The organism is Pannonibacter carbonis, assembly GCF_003012935.1.
GTDB lineage: Bacteria > Pseudomonadota > Alphaproteobacteria > Rhizobiales > Stappiaceae > Pannonibacter > Pannonibacter carbonis.
In genome coordinates this window covers 25,886-50,074 of record NZ_PUDR01000006.1, presented here as the reverse complement: position 1 = coordinate 50,074, position 24,189 = coordinate 25,886, and the positions used below count along the sequence as shown (strand labels likewise).

Genomic DNA, 24,189 nt, shown 5'->3' with positions numbered 1-24,189 from the left:
GCCCGCCAGACTCGCGGTCCAGGCTTTGCCTGCCGCCACCGGAACACTCCAGCCAGACTGGGCAGACAATGAATATTTTCACTGAATACACCGCTCGCGTGCAGGCCGCTGTCGCAGGTCTTGCCCTTGCAACCGCGCCTGGCGCTGCTGATCTGGCCCGTATCATGGTGGAGAGCCCGCGCGATCCGGCCCATGGTGATCTGGCGACCAACGCGGCCATGGTGCTGGCCAAGCCGCTCGGGATGAAGCCGCGCGATCTGGCGGAACAGATTGCTGCTGCGCTGCGGCTCGATGCCGAGTTCACGGAAGTCACTGTCGCCGGTCCCGGCTTCATCAATATCCGCCTGGACAAGGCCGTCTGGCACCGGGTGCTGGCAAATGTCGTGGCCAGGGGCGATGGCTTTGGCCGGTCGACCCAGGGCAGCGGCGTGAAGGTCAACGTGGAATATGTCTCGGCCAACCCGACCGGCCCCATGCATGTCGGGCACACGCGCGGCGCTGTGTTCGGTGATGCGCTGGCAAACCTGCTTGCTTATGTCGGGCATGAGGTGACCCGCGAGTATTACATCAACGATGCCGGCTCGCAGATCGACACGCTCGCCCGCAGCGCTTTCCTGCGTTACCGCGAGGCGCTTGGCGAGGATATCGGCGAGATTCCGTCGGGCCTTTACCCCGGCGACTACCTGAAGCCGGTCGGTGCAGCGCTTGGCGCGGCCCATGGCAACGCGCTGCTGGCCATGGACGAGGCCGACTGGATGGCCATCGTCAAGGCCGCCACGATCGATGCCATGATGGCATTGATTCGTGAGGATCTGGCTCAGCTGAACGTCCGCCACGAGGTGTTCTTCTCCGAACGCACGCTACATGACCGCAGTGCCGACGGGGTGTCCGAAATCGACCGGATGCTCGACAAGCTGCGCGCCCGCGGCCTTGTCTATGAGGGCAAACTCCCGCCGCCGAAGGGCGAACTGCCGGACGACTGGGAGGACCGCGAGCAGACCCTGTTCCGGGCCACCGACTATGGTGATGACATTGATCGCCCGCTGAAGAAGTCGGACGGCAGCTACACCTATTTCGCTGCGGACGTCGCCTATTTCCTGTCGAAATACGAACGCGGCTTCAAGGAAATGGTCTATGTGCTGGGCGCTGACCACGGCGGCTATGTCAAGCGTCTGGAGGCGGTCGGCAAGGCTGTGTCAGGCGGCGAATCGCGCGTCATCGTCCGGCTGTGCCAACTGGTGAAGCTGTACCGGGCCGGCGAACCGGTGCGGATGTCGAAGCGCTCGGGCGATTTCGTGACCCTACGGGATGTGGTCGAGGAAGTCGGCCGCGATCCGGTTCGCTTCATGATGCTGTTCCGCAAGAACGAGGCCGCGCTGGATTTCGATTTCCAGAAGGTCACCGAACAGTCGAAGGACAATCCGGTCTTCTACGTGCAGTATGGCCATGCCCGCTGTTGCTCGGTGTTGCGCCAGGCCGGTGAGGAACTGAAGGGCGCAGACCTGTCTGACGCCGTGCTGTCGACGGCCGATCTTTCGGGCCTCACTGATTCTGGAGAACTCGAACTCATCGCCAAGATGGCGGAATGGCCGAAGGTGGTTGCCGCCGCAGCCGAGGCACATGAACCGCATCGGGTGGCGTTTTTCCTGCACGAACTGGCCAGTTCCTTGCATGCGCACTGGAACCGTGGCAAGGAAATGCCGCAATTACGCTTTATTAACCCTGAAAATACACAGTTGACGCTAGCGCGACTTGCCCTTGTACGGGCAGTCTCTTTGGTTCTTGCTTCCGGTTTGACTCTCCTCGGCGTGGATGCGCCTCGGGAAATGCGCTGAAGCGGGAGAGAATATCCGTCCGGGGCCTCAAGGCGTCCGGTCGGGCCCTGGGTGGAACACTGGACGGATATGCCTCATCGCACCGATTATCCCCGATCCGATACCTTGCATCCGGACGCCGCAGGCGACCGGGGGCGGGGAGATACGCAGGGAGCCGAGGATCCGCTCGTCGAGTTGGCCCGCATCGTCAACCGCAACCGGCTGTCCGCAGCACAGGGCAGGGTCGAGGCGACGGATTACTTCGCTGGCCTTGAAGACGAAGACCTCCTGAAGGGTCCGCAGGGCGAGCCGCTTGCGCCTCCGGTCGCTGCGCAGGCCAGCGCTGGCTTTGCTCCAGACCGGACGGCTGATCGTGCTGCAGGGCAGGGCGATGCAACCAGCCAGCCACCGGTCTATACTCCTGTTCAGGGCGGGTCCCCGAACGAACCGGCCTTTGACTTCGATTTCGACTTGCCGAAGCTCCCGTCGCAGGCAAGCCAGGAGGTTTACCAGGACGAAGCAAGCGCGCCGGAACCCTTCACGGCGTCCGATCTCGATCTTGACTTTGATCGCTTCGCCGCCGACCTGCGGGGATCGCGCGTCGCGGATAATGCGTGGGACGAGGTGGATCTGCAGGACGGCACGACGCTCGATGCCGACACCCTGGACGATTTCGACGTCGAGACCGCCGACGAGCCCTATGTCGCCGAGCCGCACCAAGGCGCGCCATCGGCAAGTGCCTATCAGCCGCTGCATCGATCCGCAGGCCGCGACACGTCATTCTCGGTCGCCCCGCAATCCTCGCATTCCTATTCGGAGCCCGCGCCGGAGGTGCTGGATGCACCGCTGCGCCCGTCCCTCGATCTGTCTGCCGACCTCGAGAAGGACCTGGTCGCAGGACTGGAGGACGAACTTCTGGGCGCCTTCCAGGCGGAGCGGCTAGCCGAGCAGCGACCGGCTCCCTCCGAAACCGCGCGTCCCGTTTCATCTCCGGCAGCGCAGGAGCCCGAGGACTATTCCTATGGTGCGCACAAGCCCGCTGACGCTAGCAGGCTGAACGCGGCGCCACCGCCTTTCGTTCCCGATGCTGCGGCCTGGTCGGCCCTGACGCCGGATGCCAGACTGCGCAATGCCCGCGAAGCTTCCGCCGGCTTTGCCGAGTTGGACGATCTTGTCGGATCGCTGTTCGAGGACGAGCGGCTTGTCCGCAAGGCCGACACGGCGCCGGTCAGGCCTGCCCCCCAGCCCGATGATATCGACGACATGGCCTGGCCCGATGCGCTGAACGTGCTGCCGCGGGAAGAAGGTCCGCTGGAGCCAGACAGTCTCGATGACGAGTTCGAGGCCGCATTCGCGCCGCGGCGGTCCTCGTCCGAACTGCCGTTCAACGACGTCCTCTATGACGATGACGAGGCTCCCCCGCCACCGGGTGGATATGATCTTGATGCCGTTGCACGCGCCATGCAGGAGAGCGACCCGACACTGGCCGGGGCCGGCGTCCTGCCGCCGCATTCGGCAGCCGAGGCGACCATGGCTCCGCGCGAGCAGGGGTCACGCAAGGGGCTTTACATAGCGGCAACAGTGCTTGGCGTAGCCGGCCTTGGCGGCATCCTGTTCGCAGTTTTGGATCGAGGTCCCTCGATCCGGACGGATGGGATCCCGCCGGTGATTGCAGGGCTTGAGGAACCGTTGAAGACGTTCCCGGCAGAGGAAGCCGCCGCCGCAGATGGCGGTCAGCCGGCCAAGCTCATCTATGACCGGGTCGGCAACGAGGAGCGGATGCTGGTGCCGCAGACACCGGCCCCTGCCCAATTGCCCCCTGCGCCCGCCGATGTGGCGGGAGCCGAACCTGTTCCGGCTGGCGGGCCGAAAAAGGTTCGCACGCTCGTCGTCCGTCCGGACGGCACCATTATTTCCGGTGGAGCCGACAATGGGGCCGCCACGTCCAACGGCGTGCGGGTGGTCAACACCACCCGGCCGGAGGCTCCGGCCCAGCCGGAAACACCTGTCGCGCCGAGTACAGATGTGCCTTCGCCCTTGACCGGCGACATCGCGCCCGCAACCTCCGGTGTTCCGGCCATCGTTGCAGCTCTCGACCCACAGGCGGCCACGTCCGATGCCGCAGAAGCTGGGCCTGTGCCTGCAGGAGCTCCGCGTCCCAAGCCCGCGTTTTCCGGTCAGCAGATCGCTGCTGTCCAGCCTCAGGCTGCCGCTCCCGTGCAACCACAGGCTCCGGCTGCCGTGTCATCCGGGCCTTTGAACCTGACCGCACCTCAGTCTCAGGCCCAACCGCAGCCGGCTGCCCCAGCAACAGCTGCGCCGGGCGCGTTCTCTGTCCAGGTCACCTCCCAGCGCACCCAGGACCAGGCGCAAGCCGCTTATGCCGCCCTGCAGCGCAAGTTCCCCTCCGTCCTTGGCGGTCAGTCTCCGCTGATCGAGGCGGCAACCCTCGACAACCGTGGCACGTTCTACCGCGTCAGTATTCCTGCCGGGACGCGTGATGCTGCCATTTCCTTCTGCGAAAGCCTCAAGGCTGCCGGCGGGGACTGTTTCGTGCGGCGAAACTAGGCGACAGAGCGCGATCAAAAGCAAAACGGCGGGCCTTTGCCCGCCGTTCGTGTTTTCAGGTACTTGGGCTTAGGCGTTCAACGCGTTCACGAGCACCGGCAGGCTGCCGTCGAGGCGGTAGTCGATCGAGGAGTGGTTGTCGTCGAACTCCTCATAGACATGCGCCACGCCGCCGTCAGTGAGGATGCGGGAGAGCCGTCTTGCGCCGTAGACCAGATTATACTGGTCGATGCGCCCGCAATCGATCCAAAGCGCCTTCATCTGGCGCAAGGCATCCAGATGGCCAGGGGCCAGCGACAGCGGATCCTGCGCCGCCCAGGCCGCCCAGCGTTCGGGGATCAGTTCGCAGGTCTCAGGATCGACCGGCAGGCGAATGCCGAGGAAGGCACCGGGATCCGGATCGTAGGTCGCCGCCATGGCCAGCGTCATCAGCACATGGATGTCGCCGCCGGAAAACTTCGGCCCGGCTTCGAAGTCCGCGATGAACTTCTCGATCGACATGTCCTTGCGCGCCAGCGTTCGCAGGACATTCGGCATGTCCGGCAGGTAGCAGAGCTCGAACCCCATGTCGCCGGAATGGCAGGCCGCAGCCGACCAGACATCGGGATAGCGCATGGCATGGATGATCGCGCCATAGCCGCCGGACGACTTGCCGAACACCCCGCGCCGCCCCTTGCCGCCACAGCCGAACCGGCTCTCGATGGCGGCAAGAACGGGACCGGTGAGATACTGGCCCCACTGTCCGATGGCGAGGGAATCCACATACTGGTTGCCGCCGAGGCGGGTGAAGCCGTCGGGCATGGCCACCACCACGGGGGGCAACTGGCCCTGGTGAATCAGCCGGTCGAGTCGCTCCGGCAGGTTCTCGCCGAAGTTCTTCCAGGCCACATGGCCGAGCCCGGAGCCGGTGAACCCGGCCAGATCCATCAGCAGTGGCAGCCCGGCCCCGTCGTGGCCATGGGGAACGTAAACCACCGTCTCCCTAGCGGCAGGATCGCCAAGAAGGTTGGCGGCGATGAGATCGCTTTCCACCGTGAGGCTGTGTAACGTTCCGGCTGGGATATCGTGGAGCTTGCGCATCGTCCTGTCCTGTGGTTGGCACATTGGACTGACATTAGAATGCGCCCCTCCGCCAAGGCAATTGCGCTGAAAGCCGGGTCTTGACCGGTGGTTGACCGGGGGGCGAACAGGACGTAAGGGCAGGGTATGACCAAGGCTTTCATCAGCGGCTGCGCCGGGCTGGAACTGACGGACGACGAGCGCGCCTTCTTCCGCGCAGAAGATCCGTTCGGACTGATCCTGTTCGGCCGCAACTGCCAGTCCCCCGAGCAGATTGCCGCGCTGAGCGCCGATTTCCGTTCCGTCGTCGGTCGTCCGGATGCACCCGTGCTGATCGACCAGGAAGGTGGGCGGGTGATGCGGCTGAAGCCACCGCTGTGGCCGAACTATCCGAGCGGGCGCAGCTATGGTCTGCTCTATGAGCTGGACGCTGCTGCCGGCCTGCGCGCTGCTTTCCTCGGCGCGCGCCTCATTGCCGCTGATCTCCTGGCCATCGGCATCACCATGGACTGCCTGCCGGTGCTGGATGTGCTCTATCCGGAAACTGTCGCCGCGATCGGCAACCGCTCCTATGGTCCGGACCCGGAGATGGTCGCCGCCCTCGGGATGGCCGCCGCCGAAGGTCTTCTGGCGGGCGGCGTCCTGCCGGTCATGAAGCACATCCCGGGGCATGGCCGGGCCCAGGTCGACAGCCACCTCGATCTGCCCCGGATTACCGCGCCGCTTGAGGACATCCTGGCTCGCGACGTCGCGCCCTTCCGCGCCTACAGCAAGGCTCCCTTCGGCATGACGGCCCATCTGCTCTATGAGGCCATCGACCCTTCGGCCCCGGCCACCCAGTCCCGCCTCATCGTCGAGCACATCATTCGCGGCGAGATCGGCTTCGACGGCGCGCTGATGTCCGATGACCTGTCGATGCAGGCCCTCGGCGGGAGCCTCGGCGCACGGGCGGAAAAAACCCACGCCGCCGGCGTCGATCTCGTCCTTCACTGCAACGGCGACATGGACGAAATGCGCCAGGTGGCCGCCGCCACGCCTGAACTTTCCGGTCGGGCGCTGGAGCGCTGTCTATTAGGTCTCGCCCAGCGCAAGGATCCGGCACCCGGCTTCGACCGTGCAGCGGCGCGTGCGGAATTTGATGCCCTCATGGCCCGTGTCGAGGTGACCGCCTGATCATGGCTCCCGTCCAGACCGACTTTCTCGAGGATCAGCCGCCGTCCGAACGGGCGAGCGATGATCCGCAGCTTGTCGTCGATGTGGACGGGTTTGAAGGCCCGCTCGACCTTCTGCTGACGCTCGCGCGCAGCCAGAAGGTCGACCTGACCCGCATCTCGATCCTCGCCCTGGTCGAGCAGTATCTCGCCTTTGTCTCCGACGCCCGCCTGATGCGCCTCGAACTGGCGGCGGACTATCTCGTCATGGCTGCCTGGCTCGCCTACCTCAAGAGCCGGCTCTTGATCCCGGAACAAAAGGGTGAGGACGAACCAAGCGGCGAGGAACTGGCCGCCGCGCTTGCCTTCCGCCTGCAGCGGCTGGAGGCGATGCGCAAGGCCGCCGAGGCCTTGATGCAGCGCAACCGGCTCGGCCGGGACGTGTTCGCCCGCGGCGCGCCGCAAGCGCTCTCCGTCCAGCGCAAGAGCGTCTGGAGCGCCACGATCTATGATCTCCTGACCGCCTATGCCGCCCAGCGGCAACGCCAGTCGGTGACCAGCGTCCGGGTGCGCCTGCGCACGGTATGGTCGTTGCAGGAGGCACGGGACCTGTTGTCGCGCCTTGTCGGCCGCATGGCCGACTGGGCGCCGATCAACAGTTATCTTGTCGACTATCTCGTGGACGAGAGCGAACGGGCCACCGTGCTGGCCTCCACCTTCTCGGCCAGCCTTGAAATGGTGCGCGAAGGCCAGCTCGAACTGCGCCAGAGCGATCCTTTCGCACCGATCTATCTGCGCCGACGGCAGGAGGCCCGCGATGGCGGCTGAACTCGATCTCGACGGGCTGCGCATGGTCGAGGCAATGCTGTTTGCCTCTGCCGATCCCCTGTCAGTGGAGGACATCGCCGCCCGGCTTCCCGTCGGCACCGATGTGGCCGGTCTCATCGACGAACTGGAGCGGCAATATGCGACGCGCGGTGTCACTCTCGTGCCGGTTGCGGGCAAATGGGCCTTCCGCACCGCGCCGGACCTTGCCTATCTGTTGCAGCGCGAGGCCGTCGAGCAGCGCAAGCTGTCGCGCGCCGCGCTGGAAACCCTGGCGATCATCGCCTATCACCAGCCGGTCACCCGCGCCGAGATCGAGGAAATCCGCGGCGTTTCCACCAACAAGGGCACGCTCGACGTGCTCCTGGAGACCGGCTGGATCCGCATGCGCGGCCGCCGCCGCACGCCGGGCCGCCCCGTGACCTATGGCACCACGGAAAGCTTCCTTGATCATTTCGGCCTCGAACTCATCGCCGACCTGCCGGGACTTGAGGAACTGAAAGGCGCCGGTCTCCTCGACAGCGCCATCCCGGCCAGCTTCCATGTGCCGCTGCCGAATGATTCGGACATTCTGGCGCCGGATGAGGATCCGCTGGAGGACGGCGAATTGTTTGACCACGAGGAACTTGCTCTGGATCTGGAAGAGGACGAGGCGCAGTGAAGTCGCAATCACGACCGGATGAGCCGCGCGGCGGTGTCGCCGCCCCGACCGGTTGGGGCACACGGGGAACCGCGGGCACGACCTTTGCGTCGGGTCTGGCGTTCGAGAATATCCATCATTCCTATGGCGCGGCGGAAACGCTGCATGACGTTTCCATTCAGGTCGATCCGGGCAAGATCCTCTGTCTTCTGGGCCATTCCGGCTGCGGCAAGACGACCTTGATGCGCATCGCTGCCGGAGTGGAGACCCAGACCTCTGGCCGGGTGCTGATCAACGGCGAGGAAGTGGCCGGGCCCCGGCGCTTCCTGCCGCCGGAACAGCGCGGTGTCGGGCTGATGTTCCAGGACTATGCGCTGTTCCCGCATCTGACCAACCGCGAGAATGTCATGTTCGGTCTGACCCGGTTGACCCGGACAGCCGCGCGCGATGTCGCCAACCAGATGCTGGCACGGGTTGGCCTTGCTGCCTATGCCGACGACTATCCGCATGCCCTGTCCGGCGGCGAGCAGCAGCGCGTGGCGCTTGCCCGTGCGATTGCCCCGCGTCCGGGCATCCTCTTGATGGACGAGCCATTCTCCGGCCTTGACCGGCGTTTGCGCGATGATGTGCGCGAGGAGACCCTGGCGATCCTGCGCGAGACGCGGGCCACCTGCGTGATGGTGACCCATGATCCGGAAGAAGCCATGCGCATGGGCGACCGGATCGCCCTGATGCGCCATGGACGCCTGGTGCAGCATGGCACAGCCGAAGAGTTATACCTGCGCCCGATCAATCGGTTTGCTGCGCGGTTCTTTTCGGAGGTCAACGAGTTCGAAGGCACTCTTCGCGGCGGTCGGGTCGAGTGTCCACTCGGGCTGTTGCCCTTCACGCCCGGTCCGGATGTCGCCGAGGGGGATGCTGTCGAGGTCTGTTTGCGGCCGGACGGGATCCGTCTAGTTCCGACGGGGCAGGGGCTGCCGGCGCGGGTGCTGTCGCGGCGCTTTATCGGCACGGTTGATCTGGTGCAACTGGCTTACCCCGGCTCTGACCGGCCGCTGCAGGCGCGCCTGCGGCCAGGCGACCATGTCGTTCCGGGCATGGATGTCGGCATCGAAGTTGATGAAAGAGACGTACTAGTCTTTGCCAAGTCGCATTCGGCCCCTTAGATAGGAGTTAGACAGGCAGGAGGCCGGCTAGTTGCGGGCTCAGGGTCTTTTTGTAATAGTGGCGCGCCGGTCCGCTGCCGGCACGAGTGGGAGTTGAAGGAATGAGCATCGGTATCTGGCAGCTTCTCATCGTTGCAGTGATCGTCATCCTGCTGTTTGGCCGGGGCAAGATTTCCGATCTGATGGGCGACGTTGCAAAAGGCATCAAGAGCTTCAAGAAGGGCATGTCCGAAGACGACACGGCTGCAGCACCTGCATCGCAGGCTCCGGAGGCCCCGAAGACCATCGATCACAAGCCGGCCGAGCAGGTCGCTGCTGAAAAGAGCCAGGACCAGTCCCGTACGAACTGAGTGGTTCGTCGCGCGGCATTGCTAGAACTGGCAGGCGTTGATGTTTGATATCGGATGGACGGAACTGCTGGTGATCGCCGTGGTCGCGATCATTGTGGTGGGCCCAAAGGACCTGCCACGCATGTTGCGCGCCTTTGGCCAGACCATTGGCAAGATGCGCCGCATGGCGAATGAATTTCAGTCCACCTTCAACGATGCGCTGAAGGAAGCCGAGCGTGAAGCGGACGTCCTCGACATGAAAAAGACGGTCGAGGAGGCTGCCAAGGGGGTCAAGGACTTCGATCCGCTTGCCGATCTGAAGAAATCCATCGCACCGGTCAGCGTTGCGTCACCGGAGGCCTCGGGCGCAGCCAAGGCTGCAGTGCCGGACGAGGGCGCGGCCAATGCTGCTGGCGCCACAGTGCCTCCTGTCGCTGCGGCAGCAGAGGTGCCGGTCATTGCCCCCGCCGTTGCCGAACCTGAGCCTGCAGCCGTGGCAAGCCCTGCCGCAACCGGACAAGCCGAGCCCGTTGCCGGAACCGAGGCGAGGCCATGAGCGAGAACGATATTGACGCCAGCAAGGCGCCGCTCATCGAGCATCTCATCGAGTTGCGCTCCCGGCTGCTGAAGTCGGTGATCGCGATCATGCTGATGTTCGTGGTCTGCTTCTATTTCGCCATCGACATCTACAACATCCTGACGGTGCCCTATCTGCAGGCTGTCGGCGGGGACAAGCCGGTGGAGATGATCTTCACCGCGCCGCAGGAATGGTTCTTCACCCAGATGAAGCTGGCGCTGTTTGGTGCCTTGTTCCTGGCCTTCCCGGTGGTCGCCTCGCAGATCTACATGTTCGTGGCACCTGGCCTCTACAAGAACGAGCGCCAGGCCTTTCTGCCGTTCCTTGCGGCAACCCCTGTCCTGTTCATCATGGGGGCCTCGCTCGTCTATTTCCTGGTCATGCCGCTGGCGATGGGCTTTTTCCTGTCGATGGAGCAGGCTGGAGGGGAGGGCAAGGTTGCGATCCAGCATCTGGCTCGGGTCAGCGAATATCTCGATCTCATCATGGTGCTGATTTTTGCTTTCGGCATGGTGTTTCAGATGCCGGTGGTGATGACGCTCCTCGGTCGGGCCGGCCTGATCTCGTCCCAGTCGCTGAAAGAGAAGCGCAAATACGCCATCGTGATTGCTTTTGTCCTCGCGGCATTTCTGACCCCGCCCGATCCGATCAGCCAGATCGGCCTTGCGCTGCCAACGCTGCTTCTCTACGAAGTTTCCATCGTTTCGGTACGACTGATCGAGCGCCGGCGCGCGGAGCGGGAAAAGGACGAGGAGGCCTGACCTTTCAGGCCCTTGCCACCCTGACGTCGATCCGGTGCAGGTCATTCGGCCCAATTGCCATCGGAAGCCCACATGTTCGACATCAAATGGATCCGGGAAAACCCGCAAGCCTTCGACGCTGCCCTCGCCCGCCGTGGCGTGGAGGCCGCCTCCGCCCGCCTGATTGCCCTCGATGATGCCCGCCGTGCCCATATCGCCCGGCTTCAGGATGCGCAGGAGCGCCGCAACGCCGCCTCCAAGGAGATCGGCAAGGCCAAGGCGCAGAAAGACGATGCTGCGGCCCAGGCCCTGATCGACGAGGTCGCAAAGATCAAGTCGATGATCCAGGACGGGGAGGAAGAGGAACGTCGCCTCAACGAGGCGCTGGATCAGGCGCTTTGCGTCATCCCCAACCTGCCGCTCGCCGATGTTCCCGATGGCGCCGACGAGGCCGGCAATGTCGTCCGGCATGTTCACGGTGCAAAGCCGGTGATTCCCGCGATCAACAAGCCGAAAGAGCATTTCGAACTGGGCGAGGCGCTCGGCGGCATGGACTTTGGCACCGCCGCCAGGATGTCCGGCTCGCGCTTTGTCCTGCTCAAGGGCCAGCTCGCGCGTCTGGAACGCGCGCTTGGCCAGTTCATGATCGATCTCCACACCACTGAACACGGCTACATGGAAGTGTCGCCGCCGCTGCTGGTCAATGGCTCGGCCCTCTTCGGCACCGGCCAGCTGCCGAAGTTCGAGGAAGACCTGTTCCGGGCCGGGGAGGGGCATTACCTGATCCCGACCGCCGAAGTGCCGCTGACCAACATGGTCGCGGACGAGATCCTCGGCGAGGAGGCCCTGCCGCTGCGCGTGACGGCGCTGACCCACTGCTTCCGCTCGGAAGCAGGCTCTGCCGGCCGCGACACGCGCGGCATGCTGCGCCAGCATCAGTTCCAGAAATGCGAGCTGGTCTCGGTCACCCGTCCGGAAGATTCGGCTGCCGAACTGGAGCGCATGCTCGGCTGTGCCGAGGCCGTGCTGCAGAAGCTTGGCCTCCACTACCGTGTCATGACGCTCTGCACCGGCGACATGGGCTTCGGCTCGCAGAAGACCTATGACATCGAGGTCTGGCTGCCGGGGCAGGACATGTTCCGCGAAATCTCGTCCTGCTCGGTCTGCGGCGACTTCCAGGCCCGGCGGATGAACGCGCGTTATCGTCCCGCTGATGCAAAGGGCCTGCGCCACGTTCACACGCTGAACGGGTCCGGCATTGCAGTGGGCCGCGCGATGATCGCAGTGATGGAGAATTACCAGAACGCCGACGGCTCCATCACCGTTCCGGACGTGTTGCGGCCTTATATGGGCGGATTGGAGCGGATCGGCTGACATGCGTATTCTGATCACCAACGACGACGGCATTCACTCCGAAGGCCTCAGGGTGCTGGAGCGCATCGCGCTCGAGTTGTCCGATGACGTGTGGGTCGTGGCGCCGGAGACGGACCAGAGCGGTGTCGCCCATTCGCTGACCCTGAGCGATCCGCTGCGTTTGCGGCAGATTTCCGAGAAGCACTTCGCGCTGCGCGGGACGCCGACGGATTGCGTCATCATGGGCGTGCGCAAGGTGCTGCCCGGACTGCCGGACCTGATTCTCTCCGGCATCAACCGGGGTCAGAACATGGCCGATGACGTGACCTACTCGGGTACGGTTGCCGGCGCCATGGAGGGGGCGATCCTCGGCATTCCGTCCTTCGCCGTGTCGCAGACCTGGAGTTTTGCCGTCGGCACCGAACCGGATTACTCCCCGGCCGAAGTGCTGGGACCGGACCTGTTCCGCAAGCTGATGCGCTTTCACCTGCCGCGCTTCACCCTCTTGAACATCAACTTTCCCGACTGCGCGCCGGACCAGGTCGCAGGGGTCAAGGTCACCGTACAGGGGCATCATGAGCAGGCCGGCCTCGTCATCGACGAGCGCATGGACCGGCGCGGCAATGCCTATTACTGGCTCGGCTTCCAGGAGCGCTCGCATGATCCGGTCGGCAACAGCGACCTGAACGCGATCGTTTCGAATCACATTTCCGTTACGCCGCTGCGACTGGATTTGACGGCCCATGACCTCGTCGGCTTGCTGGCGGCGGAACTGGACTGACCGGATCAACGCCCTGCGGAGTGTCGCAGGGCAGCAAGGGGGCGGGGATGGCTGACACGGGCGGGGCGGATGCTCCGATTGTCACGCATGACGAGTTCGAAGCGCGTGCGTCCCTCGTCCTGTCCCTGCGCCGGCGCGGCATCAACGACCGGCGCGTGCTCTCGGCCATAGAGCGGGTGCCGCGCCGGCTGTTTCTCTCGGCGCGGCTGCATCGCTATGCCTATGAGGACTGCCTGCTGCCAATTGAATGCGGCCAGGTGGTCAGCGCGCCGTCGCTGGTGGCCAAAATGGCCGAAGCGCTTGAAATCCAGCCTGGTCACCGGGTGCTGGAGATCGGCACTGGCTCCGGCTATCAATCGGCCGTGCTGTCGCATCTGTGCCAGCATGTCTTCACCGTCGAGCGCTACCAGACACTGATCAGCCTTGCCCGCCAGCGGCTGGCCGCCCTCAAGATCGCCAATTGCGAATTGCATCATGCTGACGGCCTGCAAGGCTTGCGTGATCGGGCGCCCTTCGATCGAATCGTCCTGACCGGGTCCGTGCCAACGATTCCTGATGTCCTCAAGAGCCAGCTGACCAGTGAGGGCGTTCTTGTCGCGACGGTCGGGTGGCCGGGCAAGGTGCAGTCCCTGGTGCGGTTCCGGCGCGGCACAGAATCGGACGTTGAGGAACATTTGGGCGAGTTGCGCCTCGTATCCTTGCGGCCTGGCCGGGCAGATTTTCTTTAGCCCTTGATCTCTTGGCGGAATTCCGCCGTTCCGTCTCCATGTTTAGGCTTTGTCAACCTTACTGCTCTTTACTGGTCCCATGGTAACTGAGAGTGGGTCGAGCAGGGCAATGACCAGTCGGATGCGTAACGATCGCAAGTCCCCTTGGACACGGGTCGCCGCCATTGGCCTCCTGGCAGGTCTTGGCGCCGGCTGCAGCGGCAGCATGGAGCGGTTTGCGGATGGTCCCGTCTATACGGGCGGAACCGCCAATCAGCGCGCCATCCTTGGCGGCGCGAAATCCAGCCAGCCGAGCTATCAGGACATTGTGCGCGGGCCTGGAAAGGTCGCTTCGAACCTGCCTGCCTCCGGCGCTACGCCAAAGACGACGGGGTCGATTGCGTCCAGCAAGTTGCCGCCGGTCGCCGGAACCGTTGCTTCCTCCGCTCCGCCGCCGGTAAAGCTGTTGCCGACCGGAGAGCCCGTCATCGCGCGTCCTGCCGTTCCTGCAACTCCTGCCCCGGTTGCTTCTGCCGTTTCGGCAGGAGAAAACTCCTGGAAGGGCTGGACCTCTACTGGCGGAACCCGGATCCAGTTGCGCGAGGGTGATTCCGTTGCCTCGCTGGGTCGCCGCTACGGGGTTCCGACCGAGGCCATCATGGCCGTCAACGGGCTCGACTCCTCGTCGCAGGTTCGTCCTGGCCAGTCCGTGATCATCCCGACCTATGTCTACGCGGCAAACAATTCAACGACCACTGCCGCCACAACGCGGCCGGCAACACTGCAGCCTGCCGCCGCGCGGCCTGTGACGCTGCCGCCCGCCGGCGCAGCGCCCGCGACAACGGGTTCAATCTCTCCGGCCACCAACACGATTGCCAGTGTCCAGGCACCGTCGCGCAAGCCGGTCAATGGCAAGGCTGTTGCAGCTCTGACGCCGGCCAAGCCGACCGCAACAGATGCGCGTCCGTCGGCCCCCCTGGTCGCCGGCAAGCCCGCCCCGGCCGCTTCGACCCCGGTGACGGCTTTGCGCGAAGCACCGGCCTCCACACTTCCGGCAAATGACAAGCCGGCGATTGAGGCGCTTGCTGGCGCCGCGCAGGATTCCAAGCCGCTGCAGACAGCCGCTGCCGATGCCCAGGAGAGCGTCGGCGGTCCGATGTTCCGCTGGCCGGTGCGTGGCCGTGTCATCTCAGAATATGGCTCCAAGCCCGGTGGTACCCGCAACGACGGCATCAACCTGGCGGTCCCGGAAGGCACGCCGGTCAAGTCTGCCGGCGATGGCTCCGTTCTTTATGCCGGCAATGAACTCAAGGGCTTCGGCAACCTTGTCCTGATCCGCCACGATGATGGCTGGGTGTCGGCCTATGCTCACAACAGCGAGATCCTGGTCAAGCGCGGCGAGACCGTCCAGCGCGGTCAGGTGATCTCCAAGGCTGGATCCACTGGCTCCGTGACCCAACCGCAGGTGCATTTCGAACTGCGCAAGGACAACAAGCCGGTCGATCCGCTGCGCTATCTTCCGCGGGGCTAGGGTCCTCTTGCCTGAAATTAACAATGGCGGTCCGCAGGGGCCGCCTTTTTTGCATGCGATTATGACCTTAGCGGCACGCCAAGCCGGCCCGCCAGATCCTGGATGAACTGGAACGCCACACGGCCTGACCGGCCACCGCGGGTCGTGGCCCATTCCAGGGCGTCGGCCCGCAGGGCATCGGCGGGAACGTCCAGGCCAAAATGCCGGACATACCCTCCGACCATCTCCAGATAGTCATCCTGCGAACAATTGTGGAAGCCGAGCCACAGGCCGAAGCGATCCGACAGCGATACCTTCTCCTCGACTGCCTCGGCAGGGTTGATCGCGGTGGAGCGCTCGTTCTCGATCATGTCGCGCGGCAGCAGGTGGCGCCGGTTCGAGGTGGCATAGAACAGCACATTCTCCGGCCGCCCCTCGATCCCGCCTTCCAGTACCGCCTTTAGCGACTTGTAGGACGTGTCGTCGTGGTCGAAGGAGAGGTCGTCGCAGAACACGATGAATCGGTAAGGCGCCGGTTTGATCAGGCCCATGAGGGCGGGCAGTGTCTCGATGTCCTCGCGGTGGATCTCGATCAGTTTCAACGGCGCCGTCTCGCCACTGGCATTGATCGCCCCATGCGCGGCCTTCACCAGGGACGACTTGCCCATGCCACGCGCGCCCCACAGCAGCACGTTGTTGGCCGGCAATCCCCGGGCAAAGCGCCGTGTGTTGTCGACCAGGAGATCCCGGACGCGGGCAATGGCGCACAGGAGTTCGATCTCCACCCGGTTGACCTTGGGCACGGGAACCAGATTACCCGGCACCGGTTGCCAGATGAAGGCGTCCGTGCCGGCAAAATCGGGCGCCATGGGGGCAGGGGGAACAACACGGGCAATCAGGGCGATCAGCTGGTCAAGCTTCGCCGCAACCTCTGAAAGGACGGCCTGGGATGGTTCGGGCGCTGCTTTTGTCATGGGAACACTGTTACCGGATTGTCGAATGCCTATATGGGGGCGAACCAAAAGGTCCTGCTGTCAGGATTAACATGTGGGGGGAGGGGCCGAAATGCCGGTTTTGCCCGGATCGGTACGCTGAAACCCGCCGTGTGACTTGAAATGCAAGGCCCCGTGGTTATAGTCCGCGCGACCTGAACGGGGCGAAAAGTGATGATCCGGCCCGTCCTGATGCCCACTCTCGAGGAGTCCTTGATGTTGATCACCCCTGCATACGCCCAGTCCGGCTCCTTGTCGGATCCGAGCTCGCTGTTGTCCTTTGCGCCGTTCATCCTGATCTTTGTGATCATGTATTTCCTGATCATTCGCCCGCAGCAGAAGCGGGTCAAGGCACACAAGGAAATGGTGTCGAACCTGCGCCGGGGCGATGTCGTGGTCACGTCCGGCGGCCTGATCGCCAAGGTCTCCAAGGTCGTCGATGACACGGAAATCCAGGTTGAACTGGCCGAAGGCGTCAAGGCGCGCCTGGTTCGTGCCATGGTGGCGGAAGTCCGTTCCAAGTCGGAACCGGTGAAGGACGGCGAATAAGCCGCATCCGGCTCCCGGGCGCGCTGGTCGCGCCCGGAGGCAAGCCCATCGGTCAAGAGGCGCCCCCGCATCAGGTGGCACAGCCAACACAGGCAATCACTCATGCTCTATTTTGCACGCTGGAAGATCGCCCTGATCTTTGCAGTGATCCTCGGAGGGATCGTCTCGATCCTGCCGAATTTCATGTCTGCCGAAACACTCCGGAGCTGGCCGAACTGGCTACCCAAGACGCAGATCGTGCTGGGCCTGGACCTGCAGGGTGGTGCCTATCTTCTCTACGAAGTCGACAAGCGCGATTATATCGACAAGAGCCTTGCAACACTGACCGGCGAGATCCGCAGTGAACTGCGCAAGGAGCCGCGCATCGGCTATACAGGGCTCGCAATCCAGGGCGAGACCGTCCAGGTCCGCATCCGTGATGCGGACAAGATCGAGGAAGCCCGGACGCGGCTTGCACCGCTGGTCAACCCGCTTGCCGGGTCCCTGTTCTCGGGTCAGGCCGTCAATGAATTCGAAATGACTGTCTCCAGTGACGGTCTCGTCCGCTATGCCTTCACCGAGCAGGGCCTTGAGCAGCGGATGGCCTCGATCGTGCAGCAATCGATCGAGGTGATCCGTCGCCGTGTCGACGAAATCGGCACGACCGAGCCGAACATCCAGCGCCAGGGCTCCGACCGGATCCTCGTCGAAGCCCCCGGCGAACAGGACCCAGAGCGCCTGAAATCGCTCGTCGGCCAGACCGCCCAGCTGACCTTCCATCTTGTCGATGTGACCATGTCCCCCGACCAGGCGCTGCAGAGCCGCCCGCCGGTGGGAACGATCATCCTGAATTCCGTCGACGAACCGTCGATCCCCTATCTCGTCGAGGAGGTTCCGCTGATGAGCGGTGAGGACCTCGTTGACGCGCAGGTGTCCTTCAATCAGCAGACCAACGAGCCCGTGGTCAGCTTCCGCCTCAACACCTCCGGCGCACGCAAGTTTGCGACAGTGACGACCCAGAATGTCGGCCGTCCCTTCGCCATCGTGCTGGACAACGAGGTGATCTCTGCCCCGCGTATCAATGAACCGATCACCGGTGGCTCCGGCCAGATCTCGGGCAACTTCTCTGTGCAGAGCGCCAATGACCTGGCCGTGCTGCTGAGGGCCGGTGCTCTTCCTGCAAAACTGACCGTCATCGAGGAACGCTCGATCGGCCCGGGCCTTGGTCAGGATTCGATTGATGCCGGCAAGCTGGCGTCACTGATCGGCGCGGCGGCGGTCGCGATCTTCATGATCCTCGCCTATGGCCGCTTCGGCGTCTTCGCCGACATCGCGCTGGCGGTGAACATCACCTTGATCTTTGCCGCCTTGACGATCCTTCAGGCGACACTGACCCTGCCAGGCATCGCCGGCATCGTGCTGACCATCGGCATGGCGGTGGACGCCAACGTCCTGATCTATGAGCGCATTCGTGAGGAAGTCCGCAATGGTCGTTCGGCCATCTCGGCAATTGATGCCGGCTTCAGCCGGGCTATCGGCACCATTCTCGATGCCAACATCACGACGCTGATCGCCGCCGTTGTCCTGTTCCAGCTCGGGTCCGGCCCCGTCAAGGGCTTTGCCGTGACGCTGGCGCTCGGCATCTTCACGACTGTCTTTACCGCCTACACCTTGACCCGGTTCCTTGTCGCGACCTGGGTTCGCTATGCGCGCCCCACGCGCATCAACCTGTGAACCGGGAGGGACATCATCATGCGCCTGCTCAGGCTTATTCCCGATAACACCACCTACAAGTTCATGTGGTTCCGCACGTACAGCTTCCCGCTGTCGATTGTGGTCGCAATTCTGTCCGGTGTTCTCTTCTTCTCGGTCGGCCTTAATTTCGGCATTGATTTCAAGGGCGGCAGCTTGATCGAAATGAAGACCGAAGGTCCGGCGGACATCGCCGCGATCCGTGGCAAGCTCGGCACTCTCAATCTGGGCGATGTCCAGGTGCAGCAGTTCGGCGACCCGGATGAAGTCCTTGTCCGGATGGAGCAGCAGGACGGCGGCGAACAGGCCCAGCAACTGGCCATCAACGCCGTGCGTGCGGCCTTTGCCGGCGAGGTGGAGTTCCGCCGCGTCGAGATCGTCGGTCCCCGCGTCTCGGGCGAACTGGCGATGGCGGGCAGCATCGGCATCACGGTCGCGCTCATCTGCATCCTGTTCTATGTCTGGTTCCGCTTTGAGTGGCAGTTTGCCGTGGGCGCGATCCTGACGACGCTCAACGACGTCATCGTCACGCTCGGATTGTTTGTGGTTCTGCAGCTCGATTTCACCCTTTCGAGCATCGCCGCGATCCTCACGATCATCGGCTACTCGCTCAATGACACGGTCGTCGTCTATGACCGCATTCGAGAGAACCTGCGCCGCTACAAGAAGCTGTCGCTGACGGATCTTCTGGACCTGTCGATCAACGAAACATTGGCGCGCACGACAATGACGTCCGTGACGACCTTGATTGCCCTGTCCGCGCTCTATGTGTTTGGAGGAGAGGTCATCCAGTCGTTCACGCTGGCCATGATCTTCGGCATCATCATCGGCACGTATTCGTCCATCTTCCTGGCAGCGCCAATGCTCATCCTCTTCAACCTCCGCCCCGGCGGCAGCGACAAGGACGAGGAGAAGGCAAGCGGGACGGATGCTGCGAAGACGGCCTGAGCCGGTTCGCCAACACAGGAACAAAGATGGAAATCCGCAAGGCGCATTTCCCTGGCCGTGCGCCCGTCGACGCCTATGGCGGCGGCGGGTTCCGGTTCGCCGGAATGTCGCATCTCGGCTCGATCCTGTGTCTTCCCTCCGGCATTCACGGCTGGGACGTCGCGGACTTCAGCCAGATCACACTCGACAGCTTCTCCAGGGTTCTGGAGCAGGCCGCAGACATCGAAGTTCTCCTCATTGGTACAGGCGCAGATCTGCGGCCGCTCAAGCCTGAGTGGCGCACGGCCTTCCGCGAGGCAGGTATCCTGGCCGATCCCATGTCGACGGGCGCGGCGGTTCGCACCCTCAATGTGATGTTGTCGGAAGATCGCGCAGTGGCCGCGGTCCTGCTTGCGGTCGAGTAGGGGCATGGCAGATCCCTTCGACCACGTTCAGGCCCTGGTACGGGACCACGATATCGACCGCTATCTGACAGCGCTGTTTGCCGCACCCGAACACCGGGGCGGACTGCTGGCACTCTATGCCTTCAACAGTGAAGTCGCCCGTGTCCGCGATCTGGTCAATGATCCGCTGCCGGGGGAGGTCCGCCTGCAATGGTGGCGCGACTTCCTCACCGGCACCGAGCACGGTGAGGCCTCGGCCAATCCTGTCGCCGCAGCGCTAGCCAGCACAATCAGGCGGTATCATCTGCCCGTTGAAGCCCTGATCGCGCTTCTCGATGCGCGGGTGTTCGATCTCTATGACGATCCCATGCCGACATTGACGGATCTTGAAGGCTATGCCGGCGAGACCTCATCCGCCTTGATGCAACTCGGCTCGATCATTCTTGCCGGCGGCGAGGAGCCTGGCACCTGTGATGCAGCAGGCCATGCCGGGGTCGCCTATGGTCTCACGGGCCTGCTTCGGGCGCTGCCCTGGCATGCGGCGCGGCGGCAGCAATTCTTGCCCGCGGATGTCCTGGACCGCCACGGCGTTGATCCCGAGACCATGTTCAGGGGCGAAATGACGCCGGAGCTTGGGGCTGCGCTGGCGGAGATGCGGGCGCATGCACGGCATCATCTGGATCGCACCCGGGCGCAGATTTCCTGTATCCGTCCGGAGGTGGCTCCGGCCTTCCTGCCGGTCTGCCTTGTCGAGCCGTTCCTGAAGGTTATGGAGCGAAAGGGGTTCAACCCCTTCCGCGACCGGGCTGAACTGTCCCAGATCTACCGGCAGTGGATCATCTGGCGGGCCGCGCGGCGGGCGCTTCGGTAAGCATCCGCCGCAATGTCCTGATCAGGTTGCCGCAAGCTGGTTCGCACCGATCCAGTCCTCGAAATGCGCCCTTGCCCGCTGGGTCATTGCCAGTTTGCGGGCCTTTGCCTTGTCAGCGCCGCGCAGACGCTTGCCATCTTCGGCCTTGGCCGGCGCGTCGACGGGCGGAAACAGGCCAAAATTGACATTCATCGGCTGGAACGAGCGCGGACCTTCCTCGTCGTCCCGGGCAATGTGGCCGCCGGTGATATGCGCCAGCAGTGCACCCATGGCCGTGGTGTCCGGTGGGGTGACCACCTCCAGGCCGAGCCTTTCCCGCGCTGCGAACAGGCCCGCCATGCAGCCGACGGAGGCCGATTCCACATAGCCCTCGCATCCGGTGATCTGGCCGGCAAAGCGTAGCCTTGGTTCGGCCTTGAGGCGCAGGCTCGTGTCTAGCAGCTTCGGGGAATTGAGGAACGTGTTCCTGTGCAGGCCGCCGAGCCGGGCAAAGACGGCATTCTCCAGTCCCGGGATCATTTTGAAGATCTCGGCCTGTTCGCCGTACTTCAGCTTCGTCTGGAAACCGACCATGTTGTAGAGCGTGCCAAGCGCATTGTCCTGGCGCAGTTGCACCACCGCATAGGCCTTCACCGTCGGGTTATGCGCATTGGTCAGCCCCATCGGCTTCATCGGGCCATGGCGTAGGGTCTCGCGACCGCGTTCCGCCATCACTTCAATCGGCAGACAGCCGTCGAAATAGGGCGTGTTGGCCTCCCATTCCTTGAAGTCGGTCTTGTCGCCGGCGATCAGCGCGTCGATGAAGGCGTCATACTGCGCCTTGTCCATCGGGCAGTTGATGTAATCCTTGCCGGTGCCACCAGGTCCGACCTTGTCGTAGCGCGACTGGAACCAGGCGACGTCGAGATTGATCGAATCGAAATGCACGATCGGCGCGATGGCGTCGAAGAACGCCAGCGAATCCTCGCCCGTCCGCTTCAGGATTGCCTCTGACAGGGCCGGGGAGGTGAGGGGGCCGGTGGCAATGATGACGCTGTCCCAGTCCTCCGGCGGCAGGTCGGTCAGTTCCTCGCGGGACAGTGTCACCAACGGATGGGCGGCCAGTGTCTGCGTCACCGCGTCGGAAAACCCGTCACGGTCCACCGCAAGCGCGCTGCCCGCCGGCACCTGATGCGTATCAGCTGCCTGCATGATCAGCGATCCGGCGCGGCGCAGCTCCGCATGCAGCAACCCGACGGCGTTGTAGTCGGCGTCATCCGACCGGAACGAATTGGAACAGACCAGTTCGGCCAGCCCGTCGCCCTTGTGCGCATCGGTGCCACGCACCGGCCGCATCTCGTGCAGGACAACCGGAATGCCGGCCTTGGCCAGTTGCCAGGTAGCCTCCGAACCGGCCAGTCCGCCGCCGATCACGTGAACGGGTTTCATCATCAGGGTGTGCCTCGTGTGGAACGGCCGGGACAGGAGACCCGCGCCTGTCGTCTGCGGTGCCATGGGACCGGGTCGGACGATGAAAACAGGAACCTGCCTGATATCGTTTCGATGGCTCTGATGCAATGCGAGCCGTATGCTGCCGCGAGGGAATGTCCGAAGAGGGGGCTTGCGGATGGACGGTGGAATGGGGGCGGCAGCGCCGAACCACGGTGAAAGTCGTCTCCGGCGGGTCCGCCGGCTGGCTCTGACCCTGTTGCCGGTCTTCGGCCTTACCGCATGCGCCGCGCAGTCCAGTTCGTCGTCGAACGGCTGGTATGACAGTCAGAATGGGGTAATACCCCGGCCGGAGCGGATCTACATCTGTCATGCCTTCGGCTGCGCCCGCAAGACACCCTTTGATCTCGGCCGGCAGGACCTGAACCGGTTGCAGGCGCTGCTGCGGGCCGGAGCGAAATCGCCGGCGGCCGAACGCGCAGCCGTTGCCCGTGCCGTTGCCTGGATGGAAAACCGGGTTGCGAAGCAGGTCGGCTCGCAGGATGACCGGGGCGGCCTTGATTTGCAGGGTTCGGGTGTCCCGGGCCAGATGGATTGCATCGACGAGGCGACCAACACGACGAGCCTGCTGCTGCTGGCCGAGGCGCGCGGGTGGCTGCGCCACCACTCGGTGCGCGCACCGGTGGCACGCGGCTTCCTGCTGGATGGCCGCTATCCGCATGCCACCGCTGTGCTGAGAGAAAAAGGCGGCAAAGACTTCGCCATCGACAGCTGGCCGAGGGCCAACGGATTGCAACCGGTTGTCCAGCCGCTGGACGACTGGTTTCGGTCACGCGCTGTGAGTTGAAGGCTCTCCAGAATCGAAAAGCGCTCGCCGGTGGGAGGAGGTACCGGCAAGCGCTCTTTCGATGGCCGATCCGGGAGGAGGAGGATCGGTCGAAGCCGGGCCGCAGGTGGGAGGAGGAGTCCTTTGGCCCGAAGATCGGGGCAGCTTGGCGCCGCCCGTGTTGTTTTCTTGATAATTTGTCCGGAGCCGGCGCGCCATGCACAATTCTGCATGCCTGCCCTGTTCATGTTGCAGAGCAGCACGTGCGGCGCTGCCTGGATCCGAAGTCTGGTCCGGGCGATCCTCGCTGTTGGGATCACCCCTGAACCATGCCCCCTGTCGGGGAGCATTCTTCCGCTCGGCAAGGGCGCGTAAGGTCGCCCCCCGTCCGATGTCAGCGCATGACCTGCCGGGCAATGGAACCGATGTCGGCACGGGAGATGCCGATGTCATTCAGCTCGCGCGAGGACATGCGGGCCAGTTCATCATAGGTTTCGCGGTACTTTTTCCACGAGCGGTACTTGGAGACGAGATCATGAAGCATGATGTTACCTTTCTTCTTGCTTGTTTTGATCAGGAGATTGGATCGGGGCATCTGCCCTCAATTCGTTGGGATACAGATAGGTGATCTTTAGCTGGCTTGCCAGTGCCGGCTCGTCATGACAGCCCTGCGATCCCTGCAGGGCGTCGTTAAGACCCGTTAGCCTGTGCGGTGAGATCCAGGCAGAGCCGCGTCCCCGGCAAGGCAGCAAAAAGGCCGCAGCCCGGGGGCGGGCGCGGCCATTGCAGACTGGGTATCGTGCAGACTGGGTATCGTGCAGACTGGGTATCGTGCAGACTGGGTCTTGGAAAAACGTACGCCCGCCGGTGGGAGGAGGTACCGGCGGGCGTCGTTTAGTCAGGCGGGCTGGGAGGAGAAGAACCCGCCGTCTCACACGATCCGGGGCCTGGGAGGAGGAAAGCCCGGGATCGCGATTCTTGTAGTCTGAAACCGCTTAACGGCTGGCGCGGCGGGCGATGAACTCGATGTCACCGCGGCCGATGCCCAGGTCGCTCAGCTCGCGGTTGGACAGGCGGGACAGCTCTTCGACCGTGCGGCGGTAGTTGACCCACGAGTTGTATTTGCGAACGACGGAATTGATCATTTGTCCGATCCTTGAACCTTCAGGAGCGGCTGTCAGCTTTCCGTTGTGCGGTGCAGCGCCGTTCCGATGACCCTTATCTACGCCTTCTTCGCATTT

General features: G+C 63.8%; 24 protein-coding genes. 19 read left to right on the top strand and 5 right to left on the bottom strand.

Features of this window, described 5'->3' with window-relative positions; genetic code table 11:
- Positions 1-68 precede the first annotated feature (68 nt).
- Together argS and C8348_RS09995 are read left to right on the top strand one after the other, a co-directional pair.
- Positions 69-1,835, top strand: coding sequence for an arginine--tRNA ligase (gene argS, locus C8348_RS10000; RefSeq protein ID WP_106753191.1), 1,767 nt, complete (start codon positions 69-71; stop codon positions 1,833-1,835).
- Between the two features lie 69 nt (positions 1,836-1,904).
- Positions 1,905-4,382, top strand: a complete 2,478-nt coding sequence (locus C8348_RS09995) for an SPOR domain-containing protein (RefSeq protein WP_106753190.1) — start codon at positions 1,905-1,907, stop codon at positions 4,380-4,382.
- 69 nt (positions 4,383-4,451) lie between these two features.
- Here C8348_RS09995 and C8348_RS09990 read toward each other — a convergent pair whose 3' ends face one another.
- Entirely contained in the window at positions 4,452-5,462 is a 1,011-nt protein-coding gene (locus C8348_RS09990; RefSeq protein WP_106753189.1) for an alpha/beta hydrolase, read from the bottom strand.
- Positions 5,463-5,588: 126 nt separating this feature from the next.
- On the opposite strand from C8348_RS09990, the gene nagZ reads away from it, so the two are divergent.
- The 11 genes from nagZ (at position 5,589) to C8348_RS09935 (ending at position 15,241) form a co-directional block, all read left to right on the top strand.
- Positions 5,589-6,614, top strand: a complete 1,026-nt coding sequence (nagZ, locus tag C8348_RS09985; protein WP_106753188.1) for a beta-N-acetylhexosaminidase — start codon at positions 5,589-5,591, stop codon at positions 6,612-6,614.
- A gap of 2 nt (positions 6,615-6,616) precedes the next feature.
- A complete protein-coding gene (locus C8348_RS09980; RefSeq protein ID WP_106753187.1) occupies positions 6,617-7,420 on the top strand; it encodes a segregation and condensation protein A in 804 nt (267 codons plus the stop codon).
- Positions 7,410-8,078 carry an SMC-Scp complex subunit ScpB gene (scpB, locus tag C8348_RS09975; protein ID WP_106753186.1) on the top strand — a complete coding sequence of 223 codons (669 nt, stop codon included), beginning with the start codon at positions 7,410-7,412 and terminating at the stop codon, positions 8,076-8,078. Before C8348_RS09980 ends, scpB begins: the two co-directional genes overlap by 11 nt.
- Positions 8,075-9,223: an ABC transporter ATP-binding protein gene (locus C8348_RS09970; RefSeq protein WP_106753185.1), complete on the top strand. Its 1,149-nt coding sequence runs from the start codon at positions 8,075-8,077 to the stop codon at positions 9,221-9,223. The genes scpB and C8348_RS09970 overlap by 4 nt, the downstream gene beginning before the upstream one ends.
- 101 nt (positions 9,224-9,324) lie before the next feature.
- Positions 9,325-9,573 (top strand): twin-arginine translocase TatA/TatE family subunit, encoded by a 249-nt coding sequence (locus tag C8348_RS09965; protein WP_106753184.1) that lies wholly within the window; start codon positions 9,325-9,327, stop codon positions 9,571-9,573.
- A 40-nt stretch (positions 9,574-9,613) separates the two neighbouring features.
- Entirely contained in the window at positions 9,614-10,108 is a 495-nt protein-coding gene (tatB, locus tag C8348_RS09960) for a Sec-independent protein translocase protein TatB (protein WP_106753183.1), read from the top strand.
- Positions 10,105-10,890, top strand: coding sequence for a twin-arginine translocase subunit TatC (tatC, locus tag C8348_RS09955; protein WP_106753182.1), 786 nt, complete (start codon positions 10,105-10,107; stop codon positions 10,888-10,890). The genes tatB and tatC overlap by 4 nt, the downstream gene beginning before the upstream one ends.
- A gap of 72 nt (positions 10,891-10,962) precedes the next feature.
- Positions 10,963-12,243: a serine--tRNA ligase gene (gene serS / locus C8348_RS09950; RefSeq protein WP_106753181.1), complete on the top strand. Its 1,281-nt coding sequence runs from the start codon at positions 10,963-10,965 to the stop codon at positions 12,241-12,243.
- Position 12,244: 1 nt separating this feature from the next.
- Positions 12,245-13,003, top strand: coding sequence for a 5'/3'-nucleotidase SurE (gene surE / locus C8348_RS09945; RefSeq protein WP_106753180.1), 759 nt, complete (start codon positions 12,245-12,247; stop codon positions 13,001-13,003).
- A 47-nt stretch (positions 13,004-13,050) separates the two neighbouring features.
- Positions 13,051-13,731 carry a protein-L-isoaspartate(D-aspartate) O-methyltransferase gene (locus C8348_RS09940; protein ID WP_106753179.1) on the top strand — a complete coding sequence of 227 codons (681 nt, stop codon included), beginning with the start codon at positions 13,051-13,053 and terminating at the stop codon, positions 13,729-13,731.
- Between the two features lie 109 nt (positions 13,732-13,840).
- On the top strand, positions 13,841-15,241 hold the full coding sequence (locus tag C8348_RS09935; protein WP_106753178.1) for a M23 family metallopeptidase: 1,401 nt from the start codon (positions 13,841-13,843) through the stop codon (positions 15,239-15,241).
- A gap of 59 nt (positions 15,242-15,300) precedes the next feature.
- On the opposite strand, the gene C8348_RS09930 is transcribed toward C8348_RS09935, so the two are convergent.
- Positions 15,301-16,194, bottom strand: a complete 894-nt coding sequence (locus C8348_RS09930; protein ID WP_106753177.1) for an ATP-binding protein — start codon at positions 16,192-16,194, stop codon at positions 15,301-15,303.
- A 234-nt stretch (positions 16,195-16,428) separates the two neighbouring features.
- Between C8348_RS09930 and yajC the strand changes: the two genes are divergently transcribed.
- From yajC to C8348_RS09910, 5 genes are all read left to right on the top strand, one after another.
- Positions 16,429-16,761 carry a preprotein translocase subunit YajC gene (yajC, locus tag C8348_RS09925; RefSeq protein ID WP_106753355.1) on the top strand — a complete coding sequence of 111 codons (333 nt, stop codon included), beginning with the start codon at positions 16,429-16,431 and terminating at the stop codon, positions 16,759-16,761.
- Between the two features lie 102 nt (positions 16,762-16,863).
- On the top strand, positions 16,864-18,474 hold the full coding sequence (gene secD / locus C8348_RS22385; protein WP_198646997.1) for a protein translocase subunit SecD: 1,611 nt from the start codon (positions 16,864-16,866) through the stop codon (positions 18,472-18,474).
- 18 nt (positions 18,475-18,492) lie between these two features.
- On the top strand, positions 18,493-19,440 hold the full coding sequence (gene secF / locus C8348_RS22380) for a protein translocase subunit SecF (RefSeq protein WP_198646996.1): 948 nt from the start codon (positions 18,493-18,495) through the stop codon (positions 19,438-19,440).
- Between the two features lie 26 nt (positions 19,441-19,466).
- The gene (locus C8348_RS09915) at positions 19,467-19,844 is read left to right on the top strand and encodes an Mth938-like domain-containing protein (RefSeq protein ID WP_106753176.1); all 378 of its coding nucleotides are present in this window, start codon (positions 19,467-19,469) and stop codon (positions 19,842-19,844) included.
- A gap of 4 nt (positions 19,845-19,848) precedes the next feature.
- Positions 19,849-20,694, top strand: a complete 846-nt coding sequence (locus C8348_RS09910; protein WP_106753175.1) for a phytoene/squalene synthase family protein — start codon at positions 19,849-19,851, stop codon at positions 20,692-20,694.
- A 21-nt stretch (positions 20,695-20,715) separates the two neighbouring features.
- On the opposite strand, the gene trmFO is transcribed toward C8348_RS09910, so the two are convergent.
- Positions 20,716-22,122, bottom strand: coding sequence for a methylenetetrahydrofolate--tRNA-(uracil(54)-C(5))-methyltransferase (FADH(2)-oxidizing) TrmFO (trmFO, locus tag C8348_RS09905; RefSeq protein WP_106753354.1), 1,407 nt, complete (start codon positions 22,120-22,122; stop codon positions 20,716-20,718).
- A gap of 178 nt (positions 22,123-22,300) precedes the next feature.
- Here trmFO and C8348_RS09900 point away from each other — a divergent pair, with 178 nt between their 5' ends.
- A complete protein-coding gene (locus C8348_RS09900; RefSeq protein ID WP_208983692.1) occupies positions 22,301-22,969 on the top strand; it encodes a hypothetical protein in 669 nt (222 codons plus the stop codon).
- A 373-nt stretch (positions 22,970-23,342) separates the two neighbouring features.
- Here C8348_RS09900 and C8348_RS09895 read toward each other — a convergent pair whose 3' ends face one another.
- Both C8348_RS09895 and C8348_RS09890 read right to left on the bottom strand, forming a co-directional pair.
- On the bottom strand, positions 23,343-23,492 hold the full coding sequence (locus C8348_RS09895) for a DUF1127 domain-containing protein (RefSeq protein ID WP_106753353.1): 150 nt from the start codon (positions 23,490-23,492) through the stop codon (positions 23,343-23,345).
- 451 nt (positions 23,493-23,943) lie between these two features.
- Entirely contained in the window at positions 23,944-24,093 is a 150-nt protein-coding gene (locus C8348_RS09890) for a DUF1127 domain-containing protein (RefSeq protein ID WP_106753173.1), read from the bottom strand.
- Between the last annotated feature and the right edge of the window lie 96 nt (positions 24,094-24,189).

What these genes read in the sequence shown, in the direction of transcription:
- C8348_RS09890 (WP_106753173.1), bottom strand. Translation starts at nt 24,093, where the DNA reads ATGATCAATTCCGTCGTTCGCAAATACAACTCGTGGGTCAACTACCGC.
- surE (WP_106753180.1), top strand. Translation starts at nt 12,245, where the DNA reads ATGCGTATTCTGATCACCAACGACGACGGCATTCACTCCGAAGGCCTC.
- tatC (WP_106753182.1), top strand. Translation starts at nt 10,105, where the DNA reads ATGAGCGAGAACGATATTGACGCCAGCAAGGCGCCGCTCATCGAGCAT.
- tatB (WP_106753183.1), top strand. Translation starts at nt 9,614, where the DNA reads ATGTTTGATATCGGATGGACGGAACTGCTGGTGATCGCCGTGGTCGCG.
- C8348_RS09965 (WP_106753184.1), top strand. Translation starts at nt 9,325, where the DNA reads ATGAGCATCGGTATCTGGCAGCTTCTCATCGTTGCAGTGATCGTCATC.
- secF (WP_198646996.1), top strand. Translation starts at nt 18,493, where the DNA reads ATGCGCCTGCTCAGGCTTATTCCCGATAACACCACCTACAAGTTCATG.
- C8348_RS09995 (WP_106753190.1), top strand. Translation starts at nt 1,905, where the DNA reads ATGCCTCATCGCACCGATTATCCCCGATCCGATACCTTGCATCCGGAC.
- secD (WP_198646997.1), top strand. Translation starts at nt 16,864, where the DNA reads ATGCTCTATTTTGCACGCTGGAAGATCGCCCTGATCTTTGCAGTGATC.
- C8348_RS09990 (WP_106753189.1), bottom strand. Translation starts at nt 5,462, where the DNA reads ATGCGCAAGCTCCACGATATCCCAGCCGGAACGTTACACAGCCTCACG.
- C8348_RS09935 (WP_106753178.1), top strand. Translation starts at nt 13,841, where the DNA reads ATGACCAGTCGGATGCGTAACGATCGCAAGTCCCCTTGGACACGGGTC.
- C8348_RS09930 (WP_106753177.1), bottom strand. Translation starts at nt 16,194, where the DNA reads ATGACAAAAGCAGCGCCCGAACCATCCCAGGCCGTCCTTTCAGAGGTT.
- C8348_RS09895 (WP_106753353.1), bottom strand. Translation starts at nt 23,492, where the DNA reads ATGCTTCATGATCTCGTCTCCAAGTACCGCTCGTGGAAAAAGTACCGC.
- C8348_RS09915 (WP_106753176.1), top strand. Translation starts at nt 19,467, where the DNA reads ATGGAAATCCGCAAGGCGCATTTCCCTGGCCGTGCGCCCGTCGACGCC.
- yajC (WP_106753355.1), top strand. Translation starts at nt 16,429, where the DNA reads ATGTTGATCACCCCTGCATACGCCCAGTCCGGCTCCTTGTCGGATCCG.
- trmFO (WP_106753354.1), bottom strand. Translation starts at nt 22,122, where the DNA reads ATGAAACCCGTTCACGTGATCGGCGGCGGACTGGCCGGTTCGGAGGCT.
- C8348_RS09910 (WP_106753175.1), top strand. Translation starts at nt 19,849, where the DNA reads ATGGCAGATCCCTTCGACCACGTTCAGGCCCTGGTACGGGACCACGAT.
- scpB (WP_106753186.1), top strand. Translation starts at nt 7,410, where the DNA reads ATGGCGGCTGAACTCGATCTCGACGGGCTGCGCATGGTCGAGGCAATG.
- C8348_RS09980 (WP_106753187.1), top strand. Translation starts at nt 6,617, where the DNA reads ATGGCTCCCGTCCAGACCGACTTTCTCGAGGATCAGCCGCCGTCCGAA.
- argS (WP_106753191.1), top strand. Translation starts at nt 69, where the DNA reads ATGAATATTTTCACTGAATACACCGCTCGCGTGCAGGCCGCTGTCGCA.
- nagZ (WP_106753188.1), top strand. Translation starts at nt 5,589, where the DNA reads ATGACCAAGGCTTTCATCAGCGGCTGCGCCGGGCTGGAACTGACGGAC.
- serS (WP_106753181.1), top strand. Translation starts at nt 10,963, where the DNA reads ATGTTCGACATCAAATGGATCCGGGAAAACCCGCAAGCCTTCGACGCT.
- C8348_RS09940 (WP_106753179.1), top strand. Translation starts at nt 13,051, where the DNA reads ATGGCTGACACGGGCGGGGCGGATGCTCCGATTGTCACGCATGACGAG.
- C8348_RS09900 (WP_208983692.1), top strand. Translation starts at nt 22,301, where the DNA reads ATGGACGGTGGAATGGGGGCGGCAGCGCCGAACCACGGTGAAAGTCGT.